Consider the following 22,644-nt stretch of genomic DNA (forward strand, 5'->3'; position numbering starts at 1 on the left):
CTGCGGTCAGCGTCGTCTTGCCGTGGTCAACGTGGCCAATCGTGCCGATGTTGACGTGCGGTTTTGTACGCTCAAACTTTTCCTTTGCCATTCCTCAGGCGCCCTTTTGCGTTTTGGGGACCCTCGGTCCCGTGGTTACATCTGCGCGCGCGAGATATTTGGTTCAGGGACGAAAATCAAGCACATCCTGAGGGAAAAGCGGATCAGGACGCCGGATTTTGCGTGACCTGCTCGGATTCGAGTGGCTGGATCAAGCCGGGCCGCTTGTCGAACCAACCATCGCCCTTGTGTTCTTCGGCCAGCCATTCCTCAACCCGGTCGGCAACTTTCAGGGCCAGGCCGTTCATCTGCTCTTCTCGGGTTCGTGCATTTCCCGACCCGGCCAAGGCACTTTCACCAGTGGTATCTTCAAGCACCTGGAACTGCTTACCTTTGGCAAGGAACTCTTTCTTCTCGACGTCATAGACGTTGACCAGAACGATCGCTGTGCTTTTGGGATTGTAGATGACGGGCACGCCCGGAGGTGCCAGCATGTAGCCTTCGAGGCTGATACCGATATCGTATTCCTGGGTTCCCTCATAGCGGCCAAGCCGGATATCAACCGCATTTTGGATGGCATCTTCCCATTCCTTGGGCGTCGCATCCCGGGAAATCGGCCCCTGCTTGGCCTTCTCGGCAAATGCGTAATTTACGCGAAGTTTGAATTCGCCCAGCGACTCGGGTTCTTCGTAAACCTGTGTCTGGGTGCATGCGCCCATCAGGGCCAGCCCGGTGATCAGTGTCAGAATGCGCAGCATGTTTCTCGTCTCGATAGGCCTGTTTTCTTTGGATGTAGCGCACCGACACGGGTTGTGCCAAGCCGTATCGGCATAATTTCACCAAACGGGCGCGCAGATCACGAGAACTTATAATTCCGCGGGAAGCCGTAGGGCGGTTTTTTACCGACGCCTGCACGCTTGGCCAGCCATTGGGACATATCGGCCTCGTGCCGGGTCTTGTCGCCGCCCATGGACCATTTCAGGCCCTCTTCCCAGTTGAAAGTGGTGATATCGGACAGGCCGCCATCCAGTTCCAGCGTGCCCTGCCGCCCCCGCGCCATATTGTATTTCTGCAAGCGGACGCCTTTACCTCGGGTCATCTCGGGCAGTTCCTCGGTCGGGAAGACCAGGAATTTGCCGTTCTGGGACACCACGGCCACATGGTCGCCCTCGACCGGCTTACAGATCATTGCCGTCTCGTCGCCTTTGACGTTCAGTACCTGCTTGCCGTTTCGGGTTTGGGCCAGCACGTCATCCTCGGGCACCATGAAGCCGTTGCCCGCATCCGAGGCCACCAGCAGCTTGCGCCCCGGCTTGTGGATCAGGATGTCGATGATCTGTGCCTCGTTCGGCAGATCAACCATCAAGCGCAGCGGTTCACCCATGCCCCGCCCACCAGGCAGGTTGGCGGCGCTGACCGTATAGATGCGTCCGTTGGAGGCAAAGACCAGCAGGCGGTCGGTCGTCTCCGCATGGAAGATGAACCGCGGACCGTCGCCGTCCTTGAACTTCAACTCACGTTTCAGGTCGATATGGCCGGTCATGGCGCGAATCCATCCCATCTGTGAGCAGACGACCGTGATTGGCTCCTTGTCGATCATCGCCTCAAGCGGCACTTCCTCGACCTGTCCAGCTTCAGCAAATTGCGTGCGACGCGCGCCGCCTTCGTAGTCTTTGCCGAAGGTCTTCTTGGTCTCTTTCAACTGCTCGGCGATCTTGGCCCATTGCAGCGCGGGATCGGCCAGCAGGTCTTCGAGATTGGCGCGTTCCAGCATCAGCTCGTCGCGCTCGCGCACCAGTTCCATCTCTTCCAGACGGCGCAGACTGCGCAGGCGCATGTTGAGGATAGCGTCGACCTGAACCTCGGACAGTTCGCCCTCGCCCGGTTTGGGCGAGACATAGTCGGACTCGTCCGTGGCGCGGACGTGATCGATGCCCCAATCTTCGCGCATCAGCGCGGCTTTGGGGTCGTCGTCGTAGCGGATGATGTCGATCACACGGTCGAGGTTGAGGAAGGCGACGATAAAGCCCTCCAAGACCTCCAAACGATGGTCGATCTTGCCCAAACGATGGCGTGAGCGGCGGATCAGCACCTCTTGCCGATGATCGAGGAAAGCGCGCAGCACTTCCTTCATTGAGCAGACCTTGGGTGTCACGCCATCGATCAGCACGTTCATGTTCAGGCTGAACCGCACCTCAAGGTCCGAGTTGCGATAGAGCATGCCCATCAGCACCTCAGGGTCCACGTTCTTGGAGCGCGGCTCAAGGATCAGGCGGATATCATCAGCGGATTCGTCGCGGACATCGGCGAGGATCGGGATTTTCTTGGTCTGGATCAGTTCCGCGATCTTTTCGATCAGCTTCGATTTCTGAACCTGGTATGGAATCTCGGTAACCACGATCTGCCATTGGCCACGGCCCAGGTCCTCGACCTCGAACTTGCAGCGCAGGCGGAAGGACCCGCGCCCGGTGCGATAGGCTTGTGCGATGTTCTCGGGCGGCTCAACGATCACGCCGCCGGTCGGGAAGTCCGGACCGGGAACGTAATTCAATAGCGTATCATCGCGCGCATCCGGCGTTTTGATCAGATGCAGACAGGCGTCGCAAAGCTCGGAAATATTATGCGGCGGGATATTCGTCGCCATGCCCACCGCGATACCGCTTGCACCGTTGGCCAGCAGGTTAGGGAACTGCGCGGGCAGCACGACCGGTTCGGTCAGCGTGCCATCATAGTTGTCGCGGAAATCGACGGCATCCTCGTTCAGACCCTCAAGCAGCGCTTCGGCCACGATGGTCATCCGCGCCTCGGTGTAACGCGAGGCCGCCGGGTTATCGCCGTCGATGTTGCCGAAGTTCCCTTGCCCGTCGACCAGCGGATACCGGACGTTGAAGTCCTGCGCCAGACGCGCCATCGCGTCATAGATCGCAGCGTCGCCATGAGGGTGGTAGTTGCCCATCACGTCGCCGGAAATTTTCGCCGACTTCCTAAACCCGCCGGTTGCACTGAGTCGTAGCTCGCGCATCGCGTAGAGGATTCGCCGGTGAACCGGCTTCAACCCGTCCCGTGCATCGGGCAGAGCCCGGTGCATGATGGTGGACAATGCATAGGTCAGATAGCGTTCGCCAATCGCGCGGCGCAGCGGTTCGGCTATCTCGCCCCCACCTTCGGGGGCCTCCATATTGGGGTCGTCGATCGTGTCGTTCATACATGATGTGATACGACGCAAGCGCGCGCGGGTAAAGCAATCGGCAGATATTTTACTGGGGGCAAGTCGGGCTTTTTGCAACAGGGGGAGGCAAGTATCGGATTTCCCCCATTTTTCGACTCAACGCCCGATTTATGGTAACCTCTCAAACATTAAGACTGCTGCCTTTTATTGTTGTTACGATTGCCAGGGGGTGCGCCATGACGCGCGTTATTATTATCACTTTCGCTGCTCTCGGTTGGAGCTTCTACGTGATGAGTGGTGGACCGGAATTCGAGCCGCGCGGTACCCGCGCCGAACAGCCCGTTCGTATCGCGTCAACACCCACACCATCGCAAACGGCCCAAGCCGAGGAGCTGGTCACCAACGTCGCCGCCCGCGCGGTTCAGGCGCGGGTTCAGCCCGAACCCCAGACCGAAGGCGATCCTATCGTCGTTCTGACGCAAGTCACGGCCGATCTGCTGGAACAACCCACCGCGTTTGACGATCAAGGCGCAAGCTTCACTCTGGCCTCGCTGGAAGATGGGCTCGCCGGGCTGCAGCAAACCTCGACCGAGGTGCAGGACGACGTCACCCCTGATTCGCAAATCATTGAACCCGAAAAAGACATCCGCGAGATCGCGGGTACCCGTGTGAACATGCGCGACGGCCCCGGCACGATCTATCCGATCATCGCCAAAGGGGTAATCGGTCAACGGGTCGAGGTTCTGGGCGAATCGGGCACCGGCTGGTTACGCCTGCGCCTGCTGCCCGAACAACGGGTCGGGTGGATCGCCTCATCGCTGGTTCGAAAGCCAACAAACTGACGCAACTGTGTCATTGTCCTGACCAGAACCACGCCGTAGCTATGGGCGAGGTACACAGGCGGGGACGATATGCAGAAATCGATTCTGATCACAGGCTGCTCATCCGGAATAGGACTGGACGCGGCGCATGGGATGCGTGCACGGGGCTGGCGTGTCTTTGCCTCATGCCGACAGCAGCGCGACTGTGACAGGCTGCGTGCGCAGGGTTTCGACAGCCCCTTGATCGATTATACGAATGCCGAAACCATCACCTCGGGCCTGCGTCAGGTGCTAGAGGAGACAGGCGGCACCCTGGATGCGCTGTTCAACAACGGTGCACATGGTTTGCCCGGCGCGGTTGAAGATGTACCGACCGACGGTCTGAGACAGATTTTCGAAACCAATGTCTTCGGATGGCATGAGCTGACCCGCCAGGTGATTCCGGTCATGCGCGCGCAAGGTCATGGCAGAATCGTTCAGAATTCATCCGTTCTGGGACTCGTCGCGTTTCCATGGCGTGGGGCTTATGTCGCCACCAAATACGCTATTGAAGGGCTTTCGGATACGCTTCGGCTAGAATTGCGCGATACTGACATCAAGGTCATCCTGATCGAACCCGGCCCGATCACTTCGAAAATCCGCCAAAACGCCATTCCGGTCTTCGAACGTTTTATCGATTGGGAAAACTCGGCTTTGCGCAAACGATACGAGGATTCGCTGCTCAAACGGCTTTACGAATCCTCGGGACGCGACAAGTTCGAACTGCCCGCCTCGGCCGTGACCAACAAGCTGGCCCATGCGGTCGAGGCCAAACGCCCGAGCACCCGGTACTATGTCACCACACCTACCTATATCGCTGGCTATCTGCGCCGCATCCTGCCGACGCGCACCATCGACCGCATCCTGTCGGACATCTGAGGCGAAATTACCCGTTCGCTTTTGCGGGCGATGAGGCTAGATCAGGCGCAGCGAAACAAAACACGGACGGTGATCTTATGGACCTGTTAATGGTCGTACTGCTTCTGGCCATGGCGGCGGTGGTCGCCGTGCTGGTTATGGGCATCGCCAATTTTGGAAAACCCGGCAAAGATGCTGCGATGAAAAGCAACAAAATGATGCGGCTGCGTATCCTGTTTCAGTTCATTGCCGTGGTATTGATCATGCTCTACGTCTACCTGCGCGGACAAGGAGGCTAAGAGATGGTCGTACTCAACAAGATTTACACCCGCACCGGTGATGACGGCAAAACCGCACTCGGAAACGGGGAACGGGTTGCCAAGTATTCCGGGCGCGTTGCGGCTTATGGCACCGTGGACGAGCTGAATTCCTTCGTCGGCGTGGCACGCACCGAAGCCGAGGGTGAGGTCGAGGCCGCCCTGTCCCGCATTCAGAATGATCTGTTCGATCTGGGCGCCGATTTCTGCCGCCCCGACATGGACAAGGATGCCGAGGCCGACTACCCGCCCCTTCGCATCATCGCCGCCCAGATCGATCGGCTTGAGGCCGAGATCGATGCGATGAACGAAACGCTTGAGCCCTTGCGCAGTTTCATCCTGCCCGGCGGCTCGCGTCTGGCCGCGCATTTGCACGTGTGCCGCACGGTCTCGCGCCGGGCCGAGCGGCTGGCGGTTGAACTGACCAATATGGAACCGGTGAACGAGGTTGCGGTCAAATACCTCAACCGCCTCAGCGACTGGTTCTTTGTCGCCGCACGCTGCGCCAACGATGGCGGGCGTGACGATGTGCTCTGGATTCCGGGCGCGAACCGCTGAGCGCACCCGTCGCGGGGAAATTAAATTTCGTTTCTTGTCGAAAAAATGACAAAACGCGACGTCTCGAACCCATGACGTGACGATTTTGCTCTGTTGCCGGACATCGCGACCCGCTATCTAGGCCGCGAGAGCATTGGTGGAGTCGCTGCGCGGCTTGCCGTTTTTGTAAGGAGCATACGCAAAAATGAAGGTACTTGTGCCTGTCAAGCGCGTGATCGACTACAACGTGAAAGTTCGCGTCAAAGCGGACGGCAGCGGTGTTGATCTCGCCAATGTCAAAATGTCGATGAACCCGTTCGACGAGATTGCAGTAGAAGAGGCGATCCGCCTGAAAGAAGCGGGCAAGGCCGACGAGGTCGTTGCTGTTTCGATCGGTGTAAAGCAGGCGCAGGAAACCCTGCGTACTGCGCTCGCCATGGGTGCTGACCGTGCGATTCTGGTTGTCGCAGCCGATGATGTTCACACCGATATCGAGCCTCTGGCCGTCGCCAAGATCCTGGCCAAAGTGGTCGAGGAAGAGCAGCCGGGCATCGTTCTGGCGGGCAAGCAGGCGATCGACAACGACATGAACGCCACCGGCCAGATGCTGTCGGCCCTGCTGGGCTGGAGCCAGGGCACCTTCGCGTCCGAGCTGGACATCGAAGGCGACACCGCCAAGATCACCCGTGAGGTGGATGGCGGCCTGCAGACCATCAGCGTCAAAATGCCGACCATCGTGACCGTCGACCTACGCCTGAACGAGCCGCGCTATGCGTCGCTGCCCAACATCATGAAAGCGAAGAAAAAGCCGCTGGACGAGAAAACCGCCGCCGACTATGGCGTCGACGTCACCCCGCGCTTGGAAATCGTCAAAACCGACGAGCCGCCGGCGCGTGCTGCGGGCATTGTCGTAGGCTCGGTCGACGAGCTGGTCGAGAAACTCAAAGAAGCGGGGGCTGTGTAATGGCTGTACTTCTGCTTGCCGAAGTCAACAATGGCGAACTGAGCTTCGACGCCACCGCCAAAACCGTTGCTGCCGCCAAATCGCTGGGTGACATCACCGTTCTGGCCGCCGGCGGTTCTGCCGCTGCTGCAGGTGAAGCTGCTGCGAAGATTGACGGTGTGTCCAAAGTGCTGGTTGCCGAAGATGCCTCGCTGGGTCATCGCCTGGCGGAATCGACCGCAGCCCTGATCGTAGGTCTGGCCGATGGGTACGAGCACATCGTTGCCCCTGCGACCACCGACGCCAAGAACGTTATGCCGCGCGTAGCCGCGCTGCTGGACGTGATGGTGATCTCGGATGCCTCGGGCGTGGTTGACGGTTCGACCTTCGAACGTCCGATCTACGCGGGCAACGCGATCCAAACGGTGAAATCGAACGACGCAAAGAAAGTCGTCACCATCCGTACTGCCAGCTTCGATGCTGCGGGCGAAGGTGGTTCGGCTGCTGTCGAGACCATCTCGGTCGGTGAGAACCCCGGGCTGTCCGAGTGGGTTGAGGACAAAGTTGCCGAAAGCGACCGTCCGGAACTGACTTCGGCTGGCGTTGTTGTCTCGGGCGGTCGTGGTGTCGGTTCGGAAGAGGACTTCAAACTGATAGAGACCCTGGCCGACAAGCTGGGTGCCGCCGTAGGCGCATCGCGTGCCGCAGTCGACTCGGGTTATGCCCCGAACGACTGGCAGGTGGGTCAGACCGGTAAGGTTGTTGCACCGGATCTGTATGTCGCTGTCGGCATCTCGGGTGCGATCCAGCACCTTGCGGGTATGAAAGACTCGAAAATCATCGTCGCGATCAACAAAGACGAAGAAGCGCCGATCTTTCAGGTTGCCGATTTCGGTCTGGTTGCTGACCTGTTCCAGGCAGTGCCGGAACTGACCGAGAAACTCGGCTGAGTTTAGGAGAAGATTTTTCGTCGAAAATCTTACGAGGCCCGCCAATGGCGGGCCTTTTTTTGTTATAGGTCGGCATTCTGAATGGAGGAGGACAACACCTCGGCAATTCGCCGGTGTGTCGCCGGGCCGATCATGTGCTCGGCCATAGGCTGCTGTAGCGTGCCGAACAACGCATCCTCAAGATCATCGGAAACCCCCGAAACCTGAGCATGTATTTGCACCACTTCCGCGCAGAATGAACTCAATGCGCCAAGCATCATTGCCTCGATTTTGAGGCGTTCATGACAGTTGTGACCACTGTCGCCTTCATCTACCTCAAGCGCCAACAGCACCACAGGTGAAGCGAACCCCTTCAAGACCGTTTGCAGATGACTGAGCCAGCTCTGACGCAATCCATCCGCGACGATGTCGAAGCGCGAATCAGGATGCGCTTGAAGTCGCGCGAGCAAATGACCCACAAAGTGGATATCCGTAAAATCTTCTTCGGGATAAAGCCGCACCAGCTCTGGCGTCGGGGCAACAAAACGGTCATTGCGGCGTGGATGCACGCGATAGAAGCGATTGGTGTGGCCCGTCAAATCGGGCGCTTGCAACACACACAGCTCTGACGCGTTGGCGAGGCTTATCAGGCTCCTGTCCCGCAATAAGGTTTCGGCCCCGCAATAAAGGCTGCCGAAATTGATGCAGCGGCGACCAAGGCGCTGCTGCAGAATCGTCGGATAGGGGCGATCCACGAATCGACCGAAAGTCTCTTTTCCCCCGATACAAGCGACATAAGGCCGGTCCAAAGCCCGTTTGGGGCCTCGGAACCGCAGTTTCGACGCCGTATAACTGCACGTAAGTTCAGCGGGATCCCTCACGCCGATCGGTTGATAGCTCATCTCACTCACCCAAATTTTCACCCGGTTACCATCTTGCCGCCGCAGGTGTTGAGAAAGCCCTAATGCGCGCATTTGAAGCGAATTTGACCTGTCCGATCCCCTTGCCGCCCACCCGGAACTGCCGATAATGTCGCCATAACCTGCGAGCAAAGGCACCAGAACATGGATGTAAAATCAGTCGGAGTGATCGGCGCCGGTCAAATGGGCAACGGTATCGCTCATGTGATGGCCCTGGCGGAGTATGATGTTCTGCTTAATGACATCAGCCAGGACGCTCTGGACAGCGCACTGGCGACGATCGAGGCCAATCTGGCGCGGCAAGCCTCGCGCGGGAAGATCTCCGATGAGGCGCTTCAGGCTGCAATGGGCCGGATTACGACAACACTGAACCTGCCCGATATCGGACAGACCGATCTGGTGATCGAGGCCGCGACCGAACGGGAAACGGTCAAACAAGCCATTTTCGAAGATCTGCTGCCGCATCTGCAGCCGCATACGATACTGACTTCAAACACCTCGTCCATCTCGATCACGCGTCTGGCCAGCCGCACAGACCGGCCGGAGCGATTCATGGGGTTCCATTTCATGAATCCTGTCCCAGTCATGCAGTTGGTCGAACTGATCCGGGGCATTGCCACGGATGAAGAGACGTTCAAGGCCTGTAAGGCAGTCGTAGACCGGCTGGGCAAAACCTCGGCCAGTGCAGAGGATTTCCCTGCCTTTATCGTCAACCGTATCCTGATGCCGATGATTAATGAGGCGGTTTACACGCTCTATGAAGGCGTTGGGAATGTGCAGTCTATCGATCAGTCCATGAAGTTGGGGGCCAACCATCCGATGGGGCCGCTGGAACTGGCGGATTTCATTGGGCTGGACACCTGCCTGGCGATTATGAACGTGCTGCATGACGGGTTGGCGGACACCAAGTACCGCCCTTGCCCGTTGCTGACGAAATATGTCGAGGCCGGATGGCTGGGGCGCAAAACCGAGCGCGGGTTTTATGATTATCGCGGTGAGGTTCCGGTACCGACACGATAGAGATTGAGAGGGCCAGCCCTCTCTTGAGCCTGTGGCTCAATTCACTCCCGGGATACTTTTGGCCAGATGAAGAGAGGATCAGCGCTTGCCGAGGGCGAGTGTGTGATCGCGGAGCCACGCCATGAAGCCACGCGGGTCACGTTCCAGCAGCGCCATGTCTTCGTCTGAAATCGGGTCGCCGATCACCGGGGACTGGGGTTTGTTGCAGGAACGGACGATTTCATGCAGCAGCAGACCTTGGCGCAGGATCGGCGAAATCTGATTGGCGACTTGATACCAGCGCGAGTTACTGCCGGGGAAGAAGATCGGGACCACCTTGGCGCCCGAGCGGCGGATCATTTTTGCTGTGAAGACGTTCCATTCCCGCTCGATTGCCGGGCCGAACCAATCATCGGACGACATCACCACGCCCGACGGGAACAGCGCCACAACGCCGCCGTCGGCCAGATGTTTCATCGCCTTGCTGCGCATCTCGAGCATTTTGGCCTGAGCCTCGGGATCGTGCGGGAACGGCACCGGGATCATGAACGAGGTCGCGGCCTCATCCAGGCCGGTCAGGACCGAGCGGGTCAGGATGCGATAGTCACTACGGACCCGACCGATGAGTTCGGCGAAGATCATACCGTCGACCATGCCGTGCGGATGGTTGGCAACAACCACCACTGGACCATCTTTCGGGATGCGGGCGATCTGCTCGGCCGGAGTCGTCAGATCGATACCCATGGTCTTGAGCGCGCCGCCCCAGAATTTCTGGCCGCGATAATGCTCATTTTGCTTTTCGAACTTGTTGACCATGCGCAGGATGGTCAGTTTGCCCGTGCACCATTCAATGGCGCGAATGGCCGTAGACGTCCAGGCATCGTCAAACGAGTTGGCGTAGGTCAGGGTTCTGCGGTCGTAAATCTCACCTTGATCAGTGTCGTGATCTACTACAGGACCTGTCTTGGTATCGTGCGTGGTTTCCGCCAATTGCCTGGTCTTTCCGTCCTTGGTGTCGTAGCCGTCAGAACCCTTCGCCGAACTTATCGTTCACCAGAGTTTCCAAAGCTTCTGCCAACGCCTCAGCATCCGGGCCGGACGTCTCGACGTCAATAGTGGTTCCGCGCGACGCTGCCAACATCAAAAGGCCCATGATACTGTCGCCCGAGGCAGAAAGCCCGTCGCGAGACACCTCGGCACGTGCATCAAAGCCTTCAACCACCTCGACCAGCTTGGCAGAGGCGCGGGCATGCAGGCCCTTTTCATTTATGATTTTCAAACTCTTGTTCGTCATATGAATGTATCCGGTATCAATCCAGCGTCACATTTTGCGCATTGATGTATTTTCGTCCAGCTTCCAACGCCAAACGCACCGCTTCGGCCAGCGGTAGGTGGCGGCTTTTGGCCAGTTTGATCAGCATGGGCAGGTTGGCGCCGTACAGGATTCGCCGATCCTGCGGCGCACAGGCTCGTAGGCTGAGATTCGACGGGCTGCCACCAAACAGATCGGTTACGACGACCACGCCATCGCCCTGATCGACAGTATCGGCGGCACGACAGATTTCAGCCTGTTTTTCTTCGCGGTCATGGTCAGCCTCAATCGGAATGGCGATCAATCCGGGCTGTTTACCAACCACATGCTGCGTGGCGGACAGATATTCCTGCGCCAACCCCCCATGTGCAACAATTACGATCCCGATCAACCCGGCCTCACATTCAAAGAACGACGCTCCATTTCGCGGTGCCTAATTGACACCTGCTGGCCCGCTTCTGCAAGGGCCTTTGCAACAGCTTCCGCAACCGCGACCGACCGATGCTGGCCGCCCGTACAACCGAAGGCCACCGACAAATGCGTTTTGCCCTCGGCCCGGAACGCAGGGAGCAATTCGATCAGCAGGTCGACAACCCGGTCAAAGAAAGCGCTATAGTTCATATCCGACTGAACATAGGTCGCGACATCCGGGTTTCGACCATCTGCGGAACGCAATTCCGGTTGCCAATAGGGATTGGCCAGAAACCGGCAATCAAACACCATGTCCAGACCGCGCGGCAGGCCACGCTTGTAAGAAAAGGATTCGATTGAAACCGCCAGATGACGCCCGCCTTCGGGGGCGAACCAACGCTCAACTTCTTCGCGCAGCTGGTGGACGTTCAGGGCGGTGGTGTCGATCAGGGTATCAGCAATCTCTCGGATCGGCGCCAGCAATTCCTTTTCCTGGCGCACGCCGGTTTCCGGGCTTGCATCACTGGCGACCGGGTGGCGACGACGGGTCTCCGAGAAGCGTCTCAACAACACTTCGTCACTGCAATCCAGATAGAGAATGGTCAGGTCCACCTGCTCCATTCGCCCCAGTTTCGCAGCCAGTTCGATGAAACCGATTGTCGAGAAATCGCGGTTGCGCGCATCGATACCCAGCGCCATCGGGCTGCCCGGGTCTGAGCCGTCCATGAGCCGCGACAGTAGACCCATCGGCAGATTGTCGATCGCCTCGAAACCGAGGTCTTCAAGGACGTGAATAGCGGTCGAACGGCCCGCGCCAGAAGGTCCTGTTACCAATACGGTGCGGCGTTGAGCGGTCATGTGTTCGGCCATTCGGGGCTCACGCGTCCCATTTTCAGAAGCTGCAGTAATGCTGCCGGTAAATTGGGCACGGTGGCGGCGCGAAGCAAGGGAACAGTTTGCTTTAGTATTCTCACGTTGGTCGGTTCAGGCAGGCGCGCCGGCTCAGCCCGATCCAGATCAATCACATATGACAGCGGGACAGACCTGACAGCTTCGGCCTGTAGCAGGCCCACTCCACGCGCTTCGATCAGTCCGCTTAGATGCGGGACGGCGGTGGCCATGACCTGTGCACCTTGCATGGTCAGTTCAGTGCGATCATCGGCCACAAGCTGCGCGCCCAAGGCCATCATCTGCAAGGCCAGTGCCGATTTCCCCGCACCTGACGCGCCCACGATCAGCAAGCCCGCATCCCCTACGGCCACGCAAGAGGCATGGATGCATGCGCTTTCTTGCTCTGCGATGTCGGTAAATAGCCCGCCGCCCATGACCTAGACGGGCAGCCCGACCACAAACCGCGCGCCCAGCGGTTCGGAGGTGGCGTCCGCCTCGGTCGGGCGAATGTTCTCGGCCCAGATCACACCGCCATGAGCCTCGACGATCTGCTTCGAGATAGCCAGACCAAGGCCCGAGTTGTTGCCGAAATGCTCTTCCGGGCGTTGCGAATAGAAACGTTTGAAAATCTTGGTAAGGGCCTGATCCGGAATACCCGGGCCGGTGTCTTCGACCACAACAAGCACGCGGTTATCACGGCGGCGCACCCAAACGCGGATCGCGTCCTGGTCCTCGCAGAAGGAAATGGCGTTGGTGATCAGGTTGACGAAGACCTGAGCCAAACGCGCTTCAAGCCCGTTGACCACGATCGGATCGGACGGCAGATCCGTGATATAGTCGATACCTTTGGTGCGCGCCTCTTCCCCAAGATACTGGCCGATATTGTTCAGCAGTTTCAGCAGATCGAAGGGCTGTTCCTCTTCCTTTACCAGCTCTGCATCCAGCCGTGATGCGTTCGAGATGTCACTTACCAGACGATCCAGCCGCCGCACGTCATGCTCGATCACGCCCAGCAGCTTTTCGCGCTGATCATCGCGCTTGACCATGCGCATGGTGCCGACAGCGGATTGCAAACTGGCCAGAGGGTTCTTGATCTCATGCGCCACATCTGCGGCGAACTGCTCGTTCGCATCGATGCGATTATATAGCGCGGTGACCATACCGCGCAGCGCCTGGCTGAGGCGGCCGATCTCATCCGGACGTGCGCTGAGATCGGGTATGCGAATCCGTCCCGGATTGACGCCGGTGCCGCGATCCTTGCCCATCTCGGCTGCTGCCGCCAGATCGGCAAGCGGGTTGGCGATCGTCGAAGCAAGAACGAGGCTGAGACCAATGGACACCAGCAGGGCCACGACGAACATCTGCAGGATGCGCTCTTGCTCCTTGCGGGCCAAAGCATCAATTTCACCTGCAGGGCCTGCCATGGCAACCGCACCCACAGGCGCATCATCCAGCAGAATCGGGGCGACCGCGACGATCACGGTCTGGCCGACGCCATCCTTAACAGCCTGAACCTGCATCCCGCCATCAAGCGCCTGCGGAATCATCTCTTGTACACGCTGTGCCAAAGTGGGCAGATCGACGTCAGCAGAACTGCTGAAAACCGCTGAGATGCCGTTCCAGACCGCATTCAACGCATCGCTGATCAGTGTGCCTCCGGTCGCGTTGTCTGCATTCTGGCGCAACAGGCTGGGCAATTCGGTAGAAGCTGAGGCGCCCCGCGTCCATCCGATCAGCGTGCCGGTGCCGTCATAGACAAAGACCTCGCCACCTTCCGGTAGGCTGAGGCCGGCCAGCGTGTCCCGCACATCCAGCGCAGCTGCGCCTGCGGGGGCGGGCTGACGCAGCTGGGTTTCAAACACGTTGCTGACAAGCTGTGCATCGCCAACCAGATTGCGCGCCGTTTGCTGCACACGCTGCTTGCGCGAGTCGTCGAGATAGAGAAGCCCGGCAACCAAAATGACCAAAGCCACTAGGTTGAATGTAATGATCCGGCGCGCCAGTGCTGAATGGCGCAGGCTGAACAGGTTGCGGCGCGAGCGTTTGGCCCGCAGCTCGGCAGACTCGGGGTCCAGGGGGATGACCCAATCATCCCCAAGAACGACGTCCGCGTCGCGCACTTGATTGGCGTGTTCAGTATCGCGCACGAGACCCTTTTACCCCTTAAAAACGGCCGCGCCTATTCTTCGTTGTACCGATATCCGATACCATAGAGCGTTTCGATGGCCGAGAATTCAGAGTCTGCGGCCCGCATCTTTTTACGCAGGCGTTTGATGTGGCTGTCGATCGTCCGGTCATCTACATAAACCTGATCGTCATAGGCCACATCCATCAGCTGATCGCGGCTTTTGACAAAACCCGGACGCTGCGCCAAGGCTTGCAGCAACAGGAACTCGGTCACGGTCAACGAGACGTCATTGCCTTTCCAGCTGACTGCGTGGCGTAGAGGGTCCATCCGCAGATCGCCCCGCTCCATCACTTTGGTATCACCTGTGGCCACACTGCCAGCGTCGCCTTCGATCGCTTCCTGACGGCGCAGCAGCGCGCGGATCCGTTCAACCAACAGGCGCTGCGAAAACGGTTTCTTGACGTAGTCGTCGGCGCCCATGCGCAGGCCCAGAACCTCGTCAATCTCATCATCCTTTGAAGTCAGGAAAATGACCGGCATCTGGGTCTTCTGCCGCAAGCGCTGCAACAGATCCATGCCATCCATGCGCGGCATCTTGATGTCCAGCACAGCCATATCCGGCAATTTCTTGTTGAATGCGTCCAGCGCAGCCTGACCATCATTATAAGTTTCGACTTCGAAGCCTTCAGCTTCGAGTGTCATGGATACGGACGTCAGAATGTTTCTGTCATCATCCACCAGTGCAATCTTTGACATCGGGTTGGCCCCTCATTCCTGCTCACATACGCGGTATTCCGCTTATTAGTAGGGTATTTTTGTCTTTTTTAAGGCCGCGAATCAAACTGTATCTGCGAATCGTGAGATAGTTGCCACACAGTTGCGACAAAAAAGCCGTATCGTTTCCCAGAAAACGGCCCGCATATTCATCACGAAATACTTGGTTGCGCTAAACTTTTACTTGGTTGCGCTAACTGCGTCAAACCCACCTGTTCATGCCTTGAACGACCATGATAAGACCCGCCTGACCGCCGGTCTTAGATCGGCATCTGCCCCAATGGCGCAATTGGCCCGAATGCCTCCGCGCCGCCACAGGAGAAGACACACATGACATCTGGACGGGTTAACCCGCAATTCCGCCTCGAGGATCAGGGCATCGAGGGTCTGGGCAATGTCTATTACAACTTCATGGAACCGGCGCTGATCGAAGAAGCGCTGAAGCGCGGCGAAGGCACCCTTGGCAACGGCGGCGCCTTTCTGGTGACCACCGGCAAATTCACCGGCCGTTCGCCCAAGGACAAGCATGTCGTCAAGACCGACAGCGTGGCCGACAGCATCTGGTGGGAAAACAACGCCGCCATGAGCCCCGAAGGCTTTGACGCGCTCTACGAAGACATGCTGGCCCATATGAAAGGCCGCGACTATTTCGTGCAGGACCTCGTCGGCGGGGCCGACCCAAGCTATTCGATCAATGTGCGCATGGTGACTGAGCTGGCCTGGCACAACCTGTTCATCCGTCACCTGCTGCGTCGTCCGGATCGTGAGGACTTGGACGATTTCACCGCAGATTTCACCATCATCAACTGCCCCAGCTTCCAGGCCGACCCGGCCAAGCATAACTGCCGCAGCGAAACAGTGATCGCGCTGAACTTCGACCGCAAACTGATCCTGATCGGCGGCACCGAGTATGCGGGTGAGAACAAGAAATCCGTCTTCACCCTGCTGAACTACATGCTGCCCGAGAAAGGCGTGATGCCGATGCACTGTTCGGCCAACCACGCGGTCGGCAACCCGGTCGACACTGCCGTCTTCTTCGGCCTGTCGGGCACAGGTAAAACCACCCTTTCCGCCGACCCGGCCCGCGTGCTGATCGGCGATGACGAACATGGCTGGTCGGATCGCGGCACCTTCAATTTTGAGGGCGGCTGCTATGCCAAGACCATCAACCTGAATGCCGAGGCCGAGCCGGAAATCTATGCGACAACCAGCAAATTCGGCACCGTGATCGAGAACATGGTCTTCGATCCCGAAACCAAGGAACTGGATTTCGACGACGATTCGCTGACCGCAAATATGCGCTGCGCCTATCCGTTGGAATACATCTCGAACGCGTCCAAAAGCGCACTGGGTGGGCATCCGAAGAACATCATCATGCTAACCTGTGACGCGTTCGGCGTTCTGCCTCCGATCGCGCGACTGACACCGGCGCAAGCGATGTACCACTTCCTGTCGGGCTTCACCTCGAAGGTTGCGGGAACCGAGCGTGGTGTCACTGAGCCACAGCCCACCTTCTCGACCTGTTTCGGAGCACCTTTCATGCCCCGCCGCCCCGAGGCTTACGGCAACCTGCTGCGCGACAAAATCGCCCAGCACGGCGCCACCTGCTGGCTGGTCAATACCGGCTGGACCGGCGGTGCCTATGGCGTAGGCAGCCGGATGCCGATCAAGGCCACCCGTGCGCTGCTGACCGCCGCGCTCGAGGGATCGCTGGCTGATGCGGAATACCGCAAGGATGCCAATTTCGGCTTCGACGTGCCCGTCTCGGTGCCTGGCGTGCCCGAGGTTCTGCTGGATCCGCGCCGCACCTGGGACGATCAGGCGGCCTTCGACAAGCAGGCCGACAAGCTGGTGCAGATGTTTGCAGAAAACTTTGAACAGTATCTGCCTTTCATCGACGAAGACATCAAAGCCGTGGCCATCGGCTGATTGAAATTGGGGGCTGTTCCGGCCCCCAATTCACTGCATGCTTACGTTGCGGAAACCGCATGCACACGGACAAGTGCATTGCCTGTAAGCTCAACTTGAGCTATCCCAGCCTATCATCAGAAAACCGGTTGATCCGAGCGTCCTCACTCACACCAGCGCTTGGGCGACCCGACAAAGTAACGATTAAATCCACTTGGGGATGGTGTCGGACCGACAATAACAAAAGGGCTCGACCCTTTCACAATACTCAGTCCGATGCAGAACATGACAGGTAGACCATGACCGAAATTTCAAAGCTCACCGAATTACGCAAATTGATGCAGAGTATGGAACGCACCCTTGGGCTCGAAGAGCTATCTCCGGTCGAGCGTGACATTTATTATGCTGCGGAAGAGCTGTCAAAAGACGACAAAGAGGTGCGTACGTTTGGTCTGATCGAGCATACCCTGGTCCAGAGCGTCTCGCGCCCGACTTTCTTCCGCGCACTGAAATCGCTGGTGCAGAAAGGCTATCTGTCCCAAAGCGGCAGCGCCAACCGCGGGCGGTATCTGGTTCATGCGCCCAGGTGATTTTCGCCCACCTGTCGACAACGGCTGAACCCCGTGCGCAGATGGGCCTCTGACACATTTTTTGCCTCTTTGGCCTATGTGGCGGCATCGTTTCTCACATTCGAGGTTCTGATGCCCCTGCAAAACGTGTTCTTTCCAGAATATCCCAGCCACGCCAGCCTGCTGTTCCTGCCACATGGCGTTCGTGTATTGGCAGCATGGTTATTGGGCTGGCGCGCGATCTTCGCACTGCTGCCCGGCGTCTTCATCGTCTTTGCCATGATCGGCGGCTGGGATGTCTTCATGCCCAGCAGACTGCTGGCAATCGCCATAGCGGTCACCACGGTTCCGGCAGCATTCTATGCCTGCAAAGCGCTGGGATGGGATCTGTTCCCCCGCGCAGACCGGAGCCCGTGCTGGTCGTGCATCATGGGCATCGGTGTCGTGACTTCATTTCTGGTCTCGGGCCTAACCAACATGGCGTTCGGCAGCGCCACCGCCGAATACATCGCTTATCTGATCGGAGATATCTCGGGCTTGTTCTTCCTGATGCTGGGCCTACACTTCGCTTTCCGTTTTGCCGAGAGACGCAGCTAACCCATAATGCCGCGCCTCAGCAGGTTCATCCCGGCAATCAGCAGAACCAGCAATGTGAGCCGTCGGAATTGCGCCTGATCAATGCGGTCCTGCAGAAACTGGCCGCCGCGCATTCCGGCCAGTGCCGGTACAATCAGCAACGCAGAAAACACCGCCGTCTCGGTCCGCAGAATTCCTGAACCCAGATGCGCCACGACAAGCGCCACGGCTCCCAAACCATAGATCACACCCTGAACCCGCATCTGATCCTTTTTCGGCGTATTCAGCGCCGTCAGATAGGCCACGGTTGGCGGCCCCCACACGCCTGAGATGCCACCGACGGCGCCAGCCACTGCGCCGACCATGGCTTCAACCCGCAGGGAAGGTCCCTGCAGCGTCAGCTTCAGACCAAGCAGTTGCACTAGGGCGAAGAACGAGACCGGCGCGCCGAGGATCAGCAGAAAAGCCTTGGGAGACAGTAGGTTGATCAGCTGAGCACTGGCCAGAAGGCACACCAGCCCGACGCCGAGAAACACCCTGAATTTTCGGACCGATGCCACAGCGGCAGGTACACCTTCGCGCAGGGCTTGCACCCCGTTGGTCACCAACGTGGGCAGGATCAGACCCGCCAGCGCCAGTTCGGGCGGCAGCATCATGCTGAGCCCCGACACCAGCACCATCGGCATGGCAAAGCCAACCATGCCTTTGACCCAGCCAGCGACGAAAGCCACGACCAAAGCAAGGTAAAATTCCTGCGGGGACATCAGCGAAAACAGTTCCATCGGCCCTTCATATCAGCCCAAGATTTTTCTGCATTGCAAAATTAACTGAGAAATATTTGAACTTTTCACCGGCTATTTGCGTATTTTTGTTGCGCTGCACGTGCAGCATGATATGACCAGACGACCCAGCAGAGGACGTGATTCATGGCCCATGACGGACAGGATATGACGAACATGACGCAGCCAGCGGTTTTGCCCGACCTTCTGACACTCAGCGCGGCTGCATTACCCGCTGTTGAAACGGTGTTCGACAAAGCGCTCGTTTCCGTGCGCGCGATGGTGACCAGCGAAGGCCGCATCTCGGGCGCGTTGATCGAAGCACACCAGACGGCTGCGCATGGGCTGGCATGGCTGGCGACCTATCACCAGTCGCTGCAGCAGATGCAACGCTGGGCCGAAGCGCTTCAGGCCGAAGGCAAATTCGGCGAGATGGAGCAATTGCTGCACCAGATCGCATTCGGCGAATATCTGCACCAGATCGCCGGTGGTATCCCGATGAACCAAGGGGAAGTTGTGCGTTTGCAAGACCTTGGCCTCGGCTGGGACGCATTGTCGGGCTTCCAGTGCAGCGAAGTGCAGACCCTGATGGCGCAGGCCAATTCTCAGGCCGCCCGCATCCGTCTGGTTGAGCTGATGCAGGACCAGTCCGGCGCCACCATGTTTGGCGCTTCGGGTCTGGACGAAGAACTAGAAATGATCCGCGACCAGTTCCGCCGCTATGCCGTTGAAAAAGTTGAGCCAAATGCTCATGACTGGCATCTGAAGGACGAGCTGATCCCGATCGAGATCATCGAAGAACTTGCCGAAATGGGCGTGTTCGGCCTGACCATCCCCGAGGAATTCGGTGGGTTTGGCCTGTCCAAAGCCTCAATGTGCGTGGTGTCCGAGGAACTGTCGCGCGGCTATATCGGTGTGGGCTCTCTGGGCACCCGCTCTGAGATTGCTGCAGAGTTGATTATCGCGGGTGGCACGGATGAGCAAAAGGCCAACTGGCTGCCCAAGCTGGCCAGCGCCGAAATTCTACCGACTGCCGTTTTCACTGAGCCCAACACAGGCTCGGATCTGGGCAGCCTGCGCACGCGGGCCGTCAAGGACGAAGACGGTAACTATAAGATAACAGGCAATAAAACATGGATCACGCACGCGGCGCGCACCCATGTGATGACCTTGTTGGCGCGGACTAATCCCGACAGTACCGATCACCGTGGGCTGTCCATGTTCCTGGCTGAAAAGACACCTGGAACCGACGAGAACCCCTTCCCCACGCCCGGCATGACTGGTGGTGAGATTGAGGTGTTGGGTTATCGTGGCATGAAGGAATACGAGCTGGGATTTGACGGCTTCGAAGTGAAGGGTGAAAACCTGCTGGGCGGCGAAGAAGGCAAAGGTTTCAAGCAGTTAATGGAAACCTTCGAGTCTGCCCGCATCCAAACGGCTGCCCGCGCCATCGGCGTGGCGCAGAGCGCTTTGGACATTGCCATGCAATACGCGCAAGACCGCAAGCAGTTCGGCAAATCGCTGATCAACTTCCCCCGGGTCTCGGGCAAGCTGGCGATGATGGCGGTCGAGATCATGATCGCCCGACAGTTAACCTATTATTCTGCATGGGAAAAAGACCACGGCCAGCGCTGTGATCTTGAGGCCGGGATGGCCAAGTTGCTGGGCGCTCGGGTTGCCTGGGCGGCTGCAGATAACGGGTTGCAGATCCATGGCGGCAACGGCTTTGCGCTGGAGTACAAGATCAGCCGCGTGCTATGTGACGCACGTATCCTGAACATCTTTGAAGGCGCCGCAGAAATTCAGGCGCAAGTCATCGCGCGTCGATTGCTGGGCTGACGCCCTATCCGACGCGGTTTCCCCAACTGAACCCGGCCTCGCGCCGGGTTTTCTTTTTCTTCCGTGTTGTACAGGCCCCCAAGCGGCAATCTTCCGAGTTGTACAACTTGGTTTTGCGGTCACATGAGCAGAACTTCCCCCTCGGATCGGGTGCAGAAATCGGGTAAAGGGCGTCAACCAACCCAGCGCCCAAGCTGGCCAGAGGAGAATCGAGCGTGAAGATCATCATCGCAGTTTTGGCCACCTGCCTGACCCTTGCCGGATGCGCCATGGCACCGAGCACCGGGTCCGATGACGTGGACCAGCTGGCACAGGCAATCCAGCAGCTTGACGCCAAGGTTGATCCGGCTGAGGCGCGGCGTGCGGCCGAGATATCCTATGCCTATTCCAGCCAGCTGAAACAGGAATGGAACGTCACCGATTCGGCCATCATTCACAACGCGAAGATCATCAACGGGTTTCGTGAAAAAGGCCTGTGTAACGACTGGGCGCAGGCCATGACCACACGCCTGAAGCAAGAGAACTTTCAGACGCTGGACCTGCATTGGGCTACCTCTCCCCCAACCGCGTTCCGGATCATCCACCATTCGGCCCTAATCAGTGCCAAGGGAGATTCGATGTATGAGGGCATCATCCTCGACCCGTGGCGCAACAGCGGTGTGTTGTATTGGGATCAGGTGCGCGAGGATACCAAATACAATTGGCGACCCCGCCTTGAGGTGCGCGAAGAGCTGATCAGCGGCGCGAACCCCTACTGACAGGATACTGCGATGTTACGTCTGACCTTGCTCCTGCCCTTGCTGACCTTGTTCCAATGTAAAGAGGATGAGACGGTTGCCGCCTATGGCGCGGCGGATCAGACATGGGCGCTGCAGGAGATCGACGGACAGCCTTTTGAGGCCAGCGCCCTGCTGCGCTTTCCCGAGGAAGGGCGGATCGAGGGCAACGCCCCCTGCAACACCTATTCGGGCAAGCTGAACGCGCCGTATCCGTGGTTCGAGATCGCTGATCTGGCCGCCACCCGTGCGGCTTGTGCCGGGCTTGAGGCCGAAGGGTTCTATTTCGCCGCGCTGATGGCGATGACGCAATCCGAAGTGTCCGGCGATGTGCTGATCCTGCGCAACGAGGACGGGCACGAGATGGTGTTCAAAGCCGTCGAGTAAACTGCGCCACAAAGCGCGCGCGCGCCTCTGGCAGCGGAGTGTGGCCCAGCGACGGGGCCAGATGGTTTTCCAGAAAATACCCAGTCGTGCGCAGCGCATCGGCAATCTCGTCATCCGGTGCAGCGCCTTCGCCGCGCAAACAGGGTGGCAACGGCAGCAGCTTGTCGGCCCACTCCCCTGCCCCCGCCGCACTGACAGCGCGGCCTGTTTTCGGAGAGACATAGACCAGCCCCTCGGTCGCGCCCGTCACTGCGCAGCTTGAGAGGTCGAGGCCAAAGCCCAGCTCTTCCAGCAGGGCCAGTTCCCAGCGCAGATAGGCCAGTGGCCAGACCTCATCCTGCCCCAGCAAATCCATCAGCTGTTCGGTTTGCTTGTAGATCGCAGGGTGCGGTTCGCGTTCGGGCAGGCAGAAAGACAGAAGCGCCACCACCGCGTTCAGACCCGCCAGCGCCAGCCGCCCCGAAAACGCGGCCGCCGCGCGCGAGCGCAGGGGTTCGACCTGAAAGGTGCCCAGATGTTCCTCAAGCCGCGCGCGCCAGAGCACGTCCAGCTGCGCGCCGGGTTGCAGAATCGGTGCAATCTTGCGGCTGGTTCCCCCGCGCACGACACCCGCGTGACGACCGTGGGCTTCGGTGAAGACCTCGATAATCGCCGCCGTCTCACCATGGCGGCGAGAGGTCAGAAGTATGCCGTGATCACGCCAGTCCAAGCTTGGCCTCGTTC

Annotated in this window: 26 protein-coding genes; 13 read left to right on the forward strand and 13 right to left on the reverse strand. The window is 58.7% G+C overall.

Annotation, left to right across the window (positions count from 1 at the left end; all coding sequences use genetic code 11):
- The 3 genes from ACR0AZ_RS18470 to parC all read right to left on the reverse strand — a co-directional run.
- Window positions 1–91: GTP-binding protein (locus tag ACR0AZ_RS18470; protein ID WP_215675807.1), on the reverse strand; the 91-nt coding region annotated here is incomplete at its 3' end.
- A gap of 112 nt (window positions 92–203) precedes the next feature.
- A complete protein-coding gene (locus tag ACR0AZ_RS18475; RefSeq protein ID WP_480470657.1) occupies window positions 204–797 on the reverse strand; it encodes a hypothetical protein in 594 nt (197 codons plus the stop codon).
- Between the two features lie 98 nt (window positions 798–895).
- Entirely contained in the window at window positions 896–3,244 is a 2,349-nt protein-coding gene (gene parC / locus ACR0AZ_RS18480; protein WP_480470658.1) for a DNA topoisomerase IV subunit A, read from the reverse strand.
- A 200-nt stretch (window positions 3,245–3,444) separates the two neighbouring features.
- Between parC and ACR0AZ_RS18485 the strand changes: the two genes are divergently transcribed.
- From ACR0AZ_RS18485 to ACR0AZ_RS18510, 6 genes are all read left to right on the forward strand, one after another.
- Window positions 3,445–4,050, forward strand: a complete 606-nt coding sequence (locus ACR0AZ_RS18485) for an SH3 domain-containing protein (protein ID WP_480668038.1) — start codon at window positions 3,445–3,447, stop codon at window positions 4,048–4,050.
- Window positions 4,051–4,119: 69 nt separating this feature from the next.
- The gene (locus ACR0AZ_RS18490) at window positions 4,120–4,947 is read left to right on the forward strand and encodes an SDR family NAD(P)-dependent oxidoreductase (protein WP_480668039.1); all 828 of its coding nucleotides are present in this window, start codon (window positions 4,120–4,122) and stop codon (window positions 4,945–4,947) included.
- Window positions 4,948–5,024: 77 nt separating this feature from the next.
- A complete protein-coding gene (locus tag ACR0AZ_RS18495; RefSeq protein WP_480668040.1) occupies window positions 5,025–5,225 on the forward strand; it encodes a twin transmembrane helix small protein in 201 nt (66 codons plus the stop codon).
- Window positions 5,226–5,228: 3 nt separating this feature from the next.
- The gene (locus ACR0AZ_RS18500; protein WP_480470662.1) at window positions 5,229–5,801 is read left to right on the forward strand and encodes a cob(I)yrinic acid a,c-diamide adenosyltransferase; all 573 of its coding nucleotides are present in this window, start codon (window positions 5,229–5,231) and stop codon (window positions 5,799–5,801) included.
- A 184-nt stretch (window positions 5,802–5,985) separates the two neighbouring features.
- Window positions 5,986–6,744, forward strand: a complete 759-nt coding sequence (locus ACR0AZ_RS18505) for an electron transfer flavoprotein subunit beta/FixA family protein (protein ID WP_170673809.1) — start codon at window positions 5,986–5,988, stop codon at window positions 6,742–6,744.
- Window positions 6,744–7,673 carry an electron transfer flavoprotein subunit alpha/FixB family protein gene (locus tag ACR0AZ_RS18510; RefSeq protein ID WP_480668041.1) on the forward strand — a complete coding sequence of 310 codons (930 nt, stop codon included), beginning with the start codon at window positions 6,744–6,746 and terminating at the stop codon, window positions 7,671–7,673. Before ACR0AZ_RS18505 ends, ACR0AZ_RS18510 begins: the two co-directional genes overlap by 1 nt.
- A gap of 62 nt (window positions 7,674–7,735) precedes the next feature.
- On the opposite strand, the gene ACR0AZ_RS18515 is transcribed toward ACR0AZ_RS18510, so the two are convergent.
- On the reverse strand, window positions 7,736–8,710 hold the full coding sequence (locus tag ACR0AZ_RS18515; RefSeq protein WP_480470664.1) for a DUF6473 family protein: 975 nt from the start codon (window positions 8,708–8,710) through the stop codon (window positions 7,736–7,738).
- A 6-nt stretch (window positions 8,711–8,716) separates the two neighbouring features.
- On the opposite strand from ACR0AZ_RS18515, the gene ACR0AZ_RS18520 reads away from it, so the two are divergent.
- On the forward strand, window positions 8,717–9,592 hold the full coding sequence (locus tag ACR0AZ_RS18520) for a 3-hydroxybutyryl-CoA dehydrogenase (protein ID WP_480470665.1): 876 nt from the start codon (window positions 8,717–8,719) through the stop codon (window positions 9,590–9,592).
- 78 nt (window positions 9,593–9,670) lie between these two features.
- On the opposite strand, the gene ACR0AZ_RS18525 is transcribed toward ACR0AZ_RS18520, so the two are convergent.
- From ACR0AZ_RS18525 to ACR0AZ_RS18555, 7 genes are read right to left on the reverse strand one after another with little or no spacing between them, the layout of a single operon-like run.
- The gene (locus tag ACR0AZ_RS18525) at window positions 9,671–10,561 is read right to left on the reverse strand and encodes a lysophospholipid acyltransferase family protein (RefSeq protein WP_480470666.1); all 891 of its coding nucleotides are present in this window, start codon (window positions 10,559–10,561) and stop codon (window positions 9,671–9,673) included.
- A gap of 34 nt (window positions 10,562–10,595) precedes the next feature.
- Window positions 10,596–10,865 (reverse strand): HPr family phosphocarrier protein, encoded by a 270-nt coding sequence (locus tag ACR0AZ_RS18530; protein WP_039541855.1) that lies wholly within the window; start codon window positions 10,863–10,865, stop codon window positions 10,596–10,598.
- A 16-nt stretch (window positions 10,866–10,881) separates the two neighbouring features.
- A complete protein-coding gene (locus tag ACR0AZ_RS18535) occupies window positions 10,882–11,274 on the reverse strand; it encodes a PTS sugar transporter subunit IIA (protein ID WP_480470667.1) in 393 nt (130 codons plus the stop codon).
- A complete protein-coding gene (gene rapZ, locus ACR0AZ_RS18540) occupies window positions 11,271–12,152 on the reverse strand; it encodes an RNase adapter RapZ (RefSeq protein ID WP_480668042.1) in 882 nt (293 codons plus the stop codon). Before rapZ ends, ACR0AZ_RS18535 begins: the two co-directional genes overlap by 4 nt.
- Window positions 12,149–12,619: an HPr kinase/phosphorylase gene (locus ACR0AZ_RS18545; protein WP_480470669.1), complete on the reverse strand. Its 471-nt coding sequence runs from the start codon at window positions 12,617–12,619 to the stop codon at window positions 12,149–12,151. Before ACR0AZ_RS18545 ends, rapZ begins: the two co-directional genes overlap by 4 nt.
- Before the next feature lie 3 nt (window positions 12,620–12,622).
- Entirely contained in the window at window positions 12,623–14,332 is a 1,710-nt protein-coding gene (locus ACR0AZ_RS18550; protein WP_480470670.1) for an ATP-binding protein, read from the reverse strand.
- 32 nt (window positions 14,333–14,364) lie between these two features.
- Window positions 14,365–15,069, reverse strand: coding sequence for a response regulator transcription factor (locus ACR0AZ_RS18555; protein ID WP_480470671.1), 705 nt, complete (start codon window positions 15,067–15,069; stop codon window positions 14,365–14,367).
- Between the two features lie 348 nt (window positions 15,070–15,417).
- On the opposite strand from ACR0AZ_RS18555, the gene ACR0AZ_RS18560 reads away from it, so the two are divergent.
- The 3 genes from ACR0AZ_RS18560 to ACR0AZ_RS18570 all read left to right on the forward strand — a co-directional run bounded on the left by ACR0AZ_RS18560 (window position 15,418) and on the right by ACR0AZ_RS18570 (window position 18,161).
- Complete coding sequence (locus ACR0AZ_RS18560; protein WP_480470672.1) at window positions 15,418–17,016, forward strand: phosphoenolpyruvate carboxykinase; 1,599 nt, start codon at window positions 15,418–15,420, stop codon at window positions 17,014–17,016.
- A 326-nt stretch (window positions 17,017–17,342) separates the two neighbouring features.
- Entirely contained in the window at window positions 17,343–17,585 is a 243-nt protein-coding gene (locus ACR0AZ_RS18565; RefSeq protein WP_480470673.1) for a hypothetical protein, read from the forward strand.
- Between the two features lie 111 nt (window positions 17,586–17,696).
- Window positions 17,697–18,161, forward strand: coding sequence for a hypothetical protein (locus ACR0AZ_RS18570; protein WP_480485043.1), 465 nt, complete (start codon window positions 17,697–17,699; stop codon window positions 18,159–18,161).
- On the opposite strand, the gene ACR0AZ_RS18575 is transcribed toward ACR0AZ_RS18570, so the two are convergent.
- Window positions 18,158–18,922, reverse strand: coding sequence for a sulfite exporter TauE/SafE family protein (locus ACR0AZ_RS18575; protein ID WP_480470675.1), 765 nt, complete (start codon window positions 18,920–18,922; stop codon window positions 18,158–18,160). The genes ACR0AZ_RS18570 and ACR0AZ_RS18575 overlap by 4 nt on opposite strands.
- 144 nt (window positions 18,923–19,066) lie before the next feature.
- On the opposite strand from ACR0AZ_RS18575, the gene ACR0AZ_RS18580 reads away from it, so the two are divergent.
- From ACR0AZ_RS18580 to ACR0AZ_RS18590, 3 genes are all read left to right on the forward strand, one after another.
- Window positions 19,067–20,758, forward strand: a complete 1,692-nt coding sequence (locus tag ACR0AZ_RS18580; RefSeq protein ID WP_480470676.1) for an acyl-CoA dehydrogenase family protein — start codon at window positions 19,067–19,069, stop codon at window positions 20,756–20,758.
- 215 nt (window positions 20,759–20,973) lie between these two features.
- Complete coding sequence (locus ACR0AZ_RS18585; protein WP_480668043.1) at window positions 20,974–21,516, forward strand: hypothetical protein; 543 nt, start codon at window positions 20,974–20,976, stop codon at window positions 21,514–21,516.
- A gap of 12 nt (window positions 21,517–21,528) precedes the next feature.
- Window positions 21,529–21,921 (forward strand): META domain-containing protein, encoded by a 393-nt coding sequence (locus tag ACR0AZ_RS18590; RefSeq protein ID WP_480668044.1) that lies wholly within the window; start codon window positions 21,529–21,531, stop codon window positions 21,919–21,921.
- Here ACR0AZ_RS18590 and recO read toward each other — a convergent pair.
- The gene (gene recO / locus ACR0AZ_RS18595) at window positions 21,905–22,630 is read right to left on the reverse strand and encodes a DNA repair protein RecO (protein ID WP_480470679.1); all 726 of its coding nucleotides are present in this window, start codon (window positions 22,628–22,630) and stop codon (window positions 21,905–21,907) included. The two genes, ACR0AZ_RS18590 and recO, sit on opposite strands and share 17 nt — an antisense overlap.
- Window positions 22,631–22,644 lie beyond the last annotated feature (14 nt).

It is taken from the genome of Ruegeria sp. BE3, assembly GCF_056538865.1.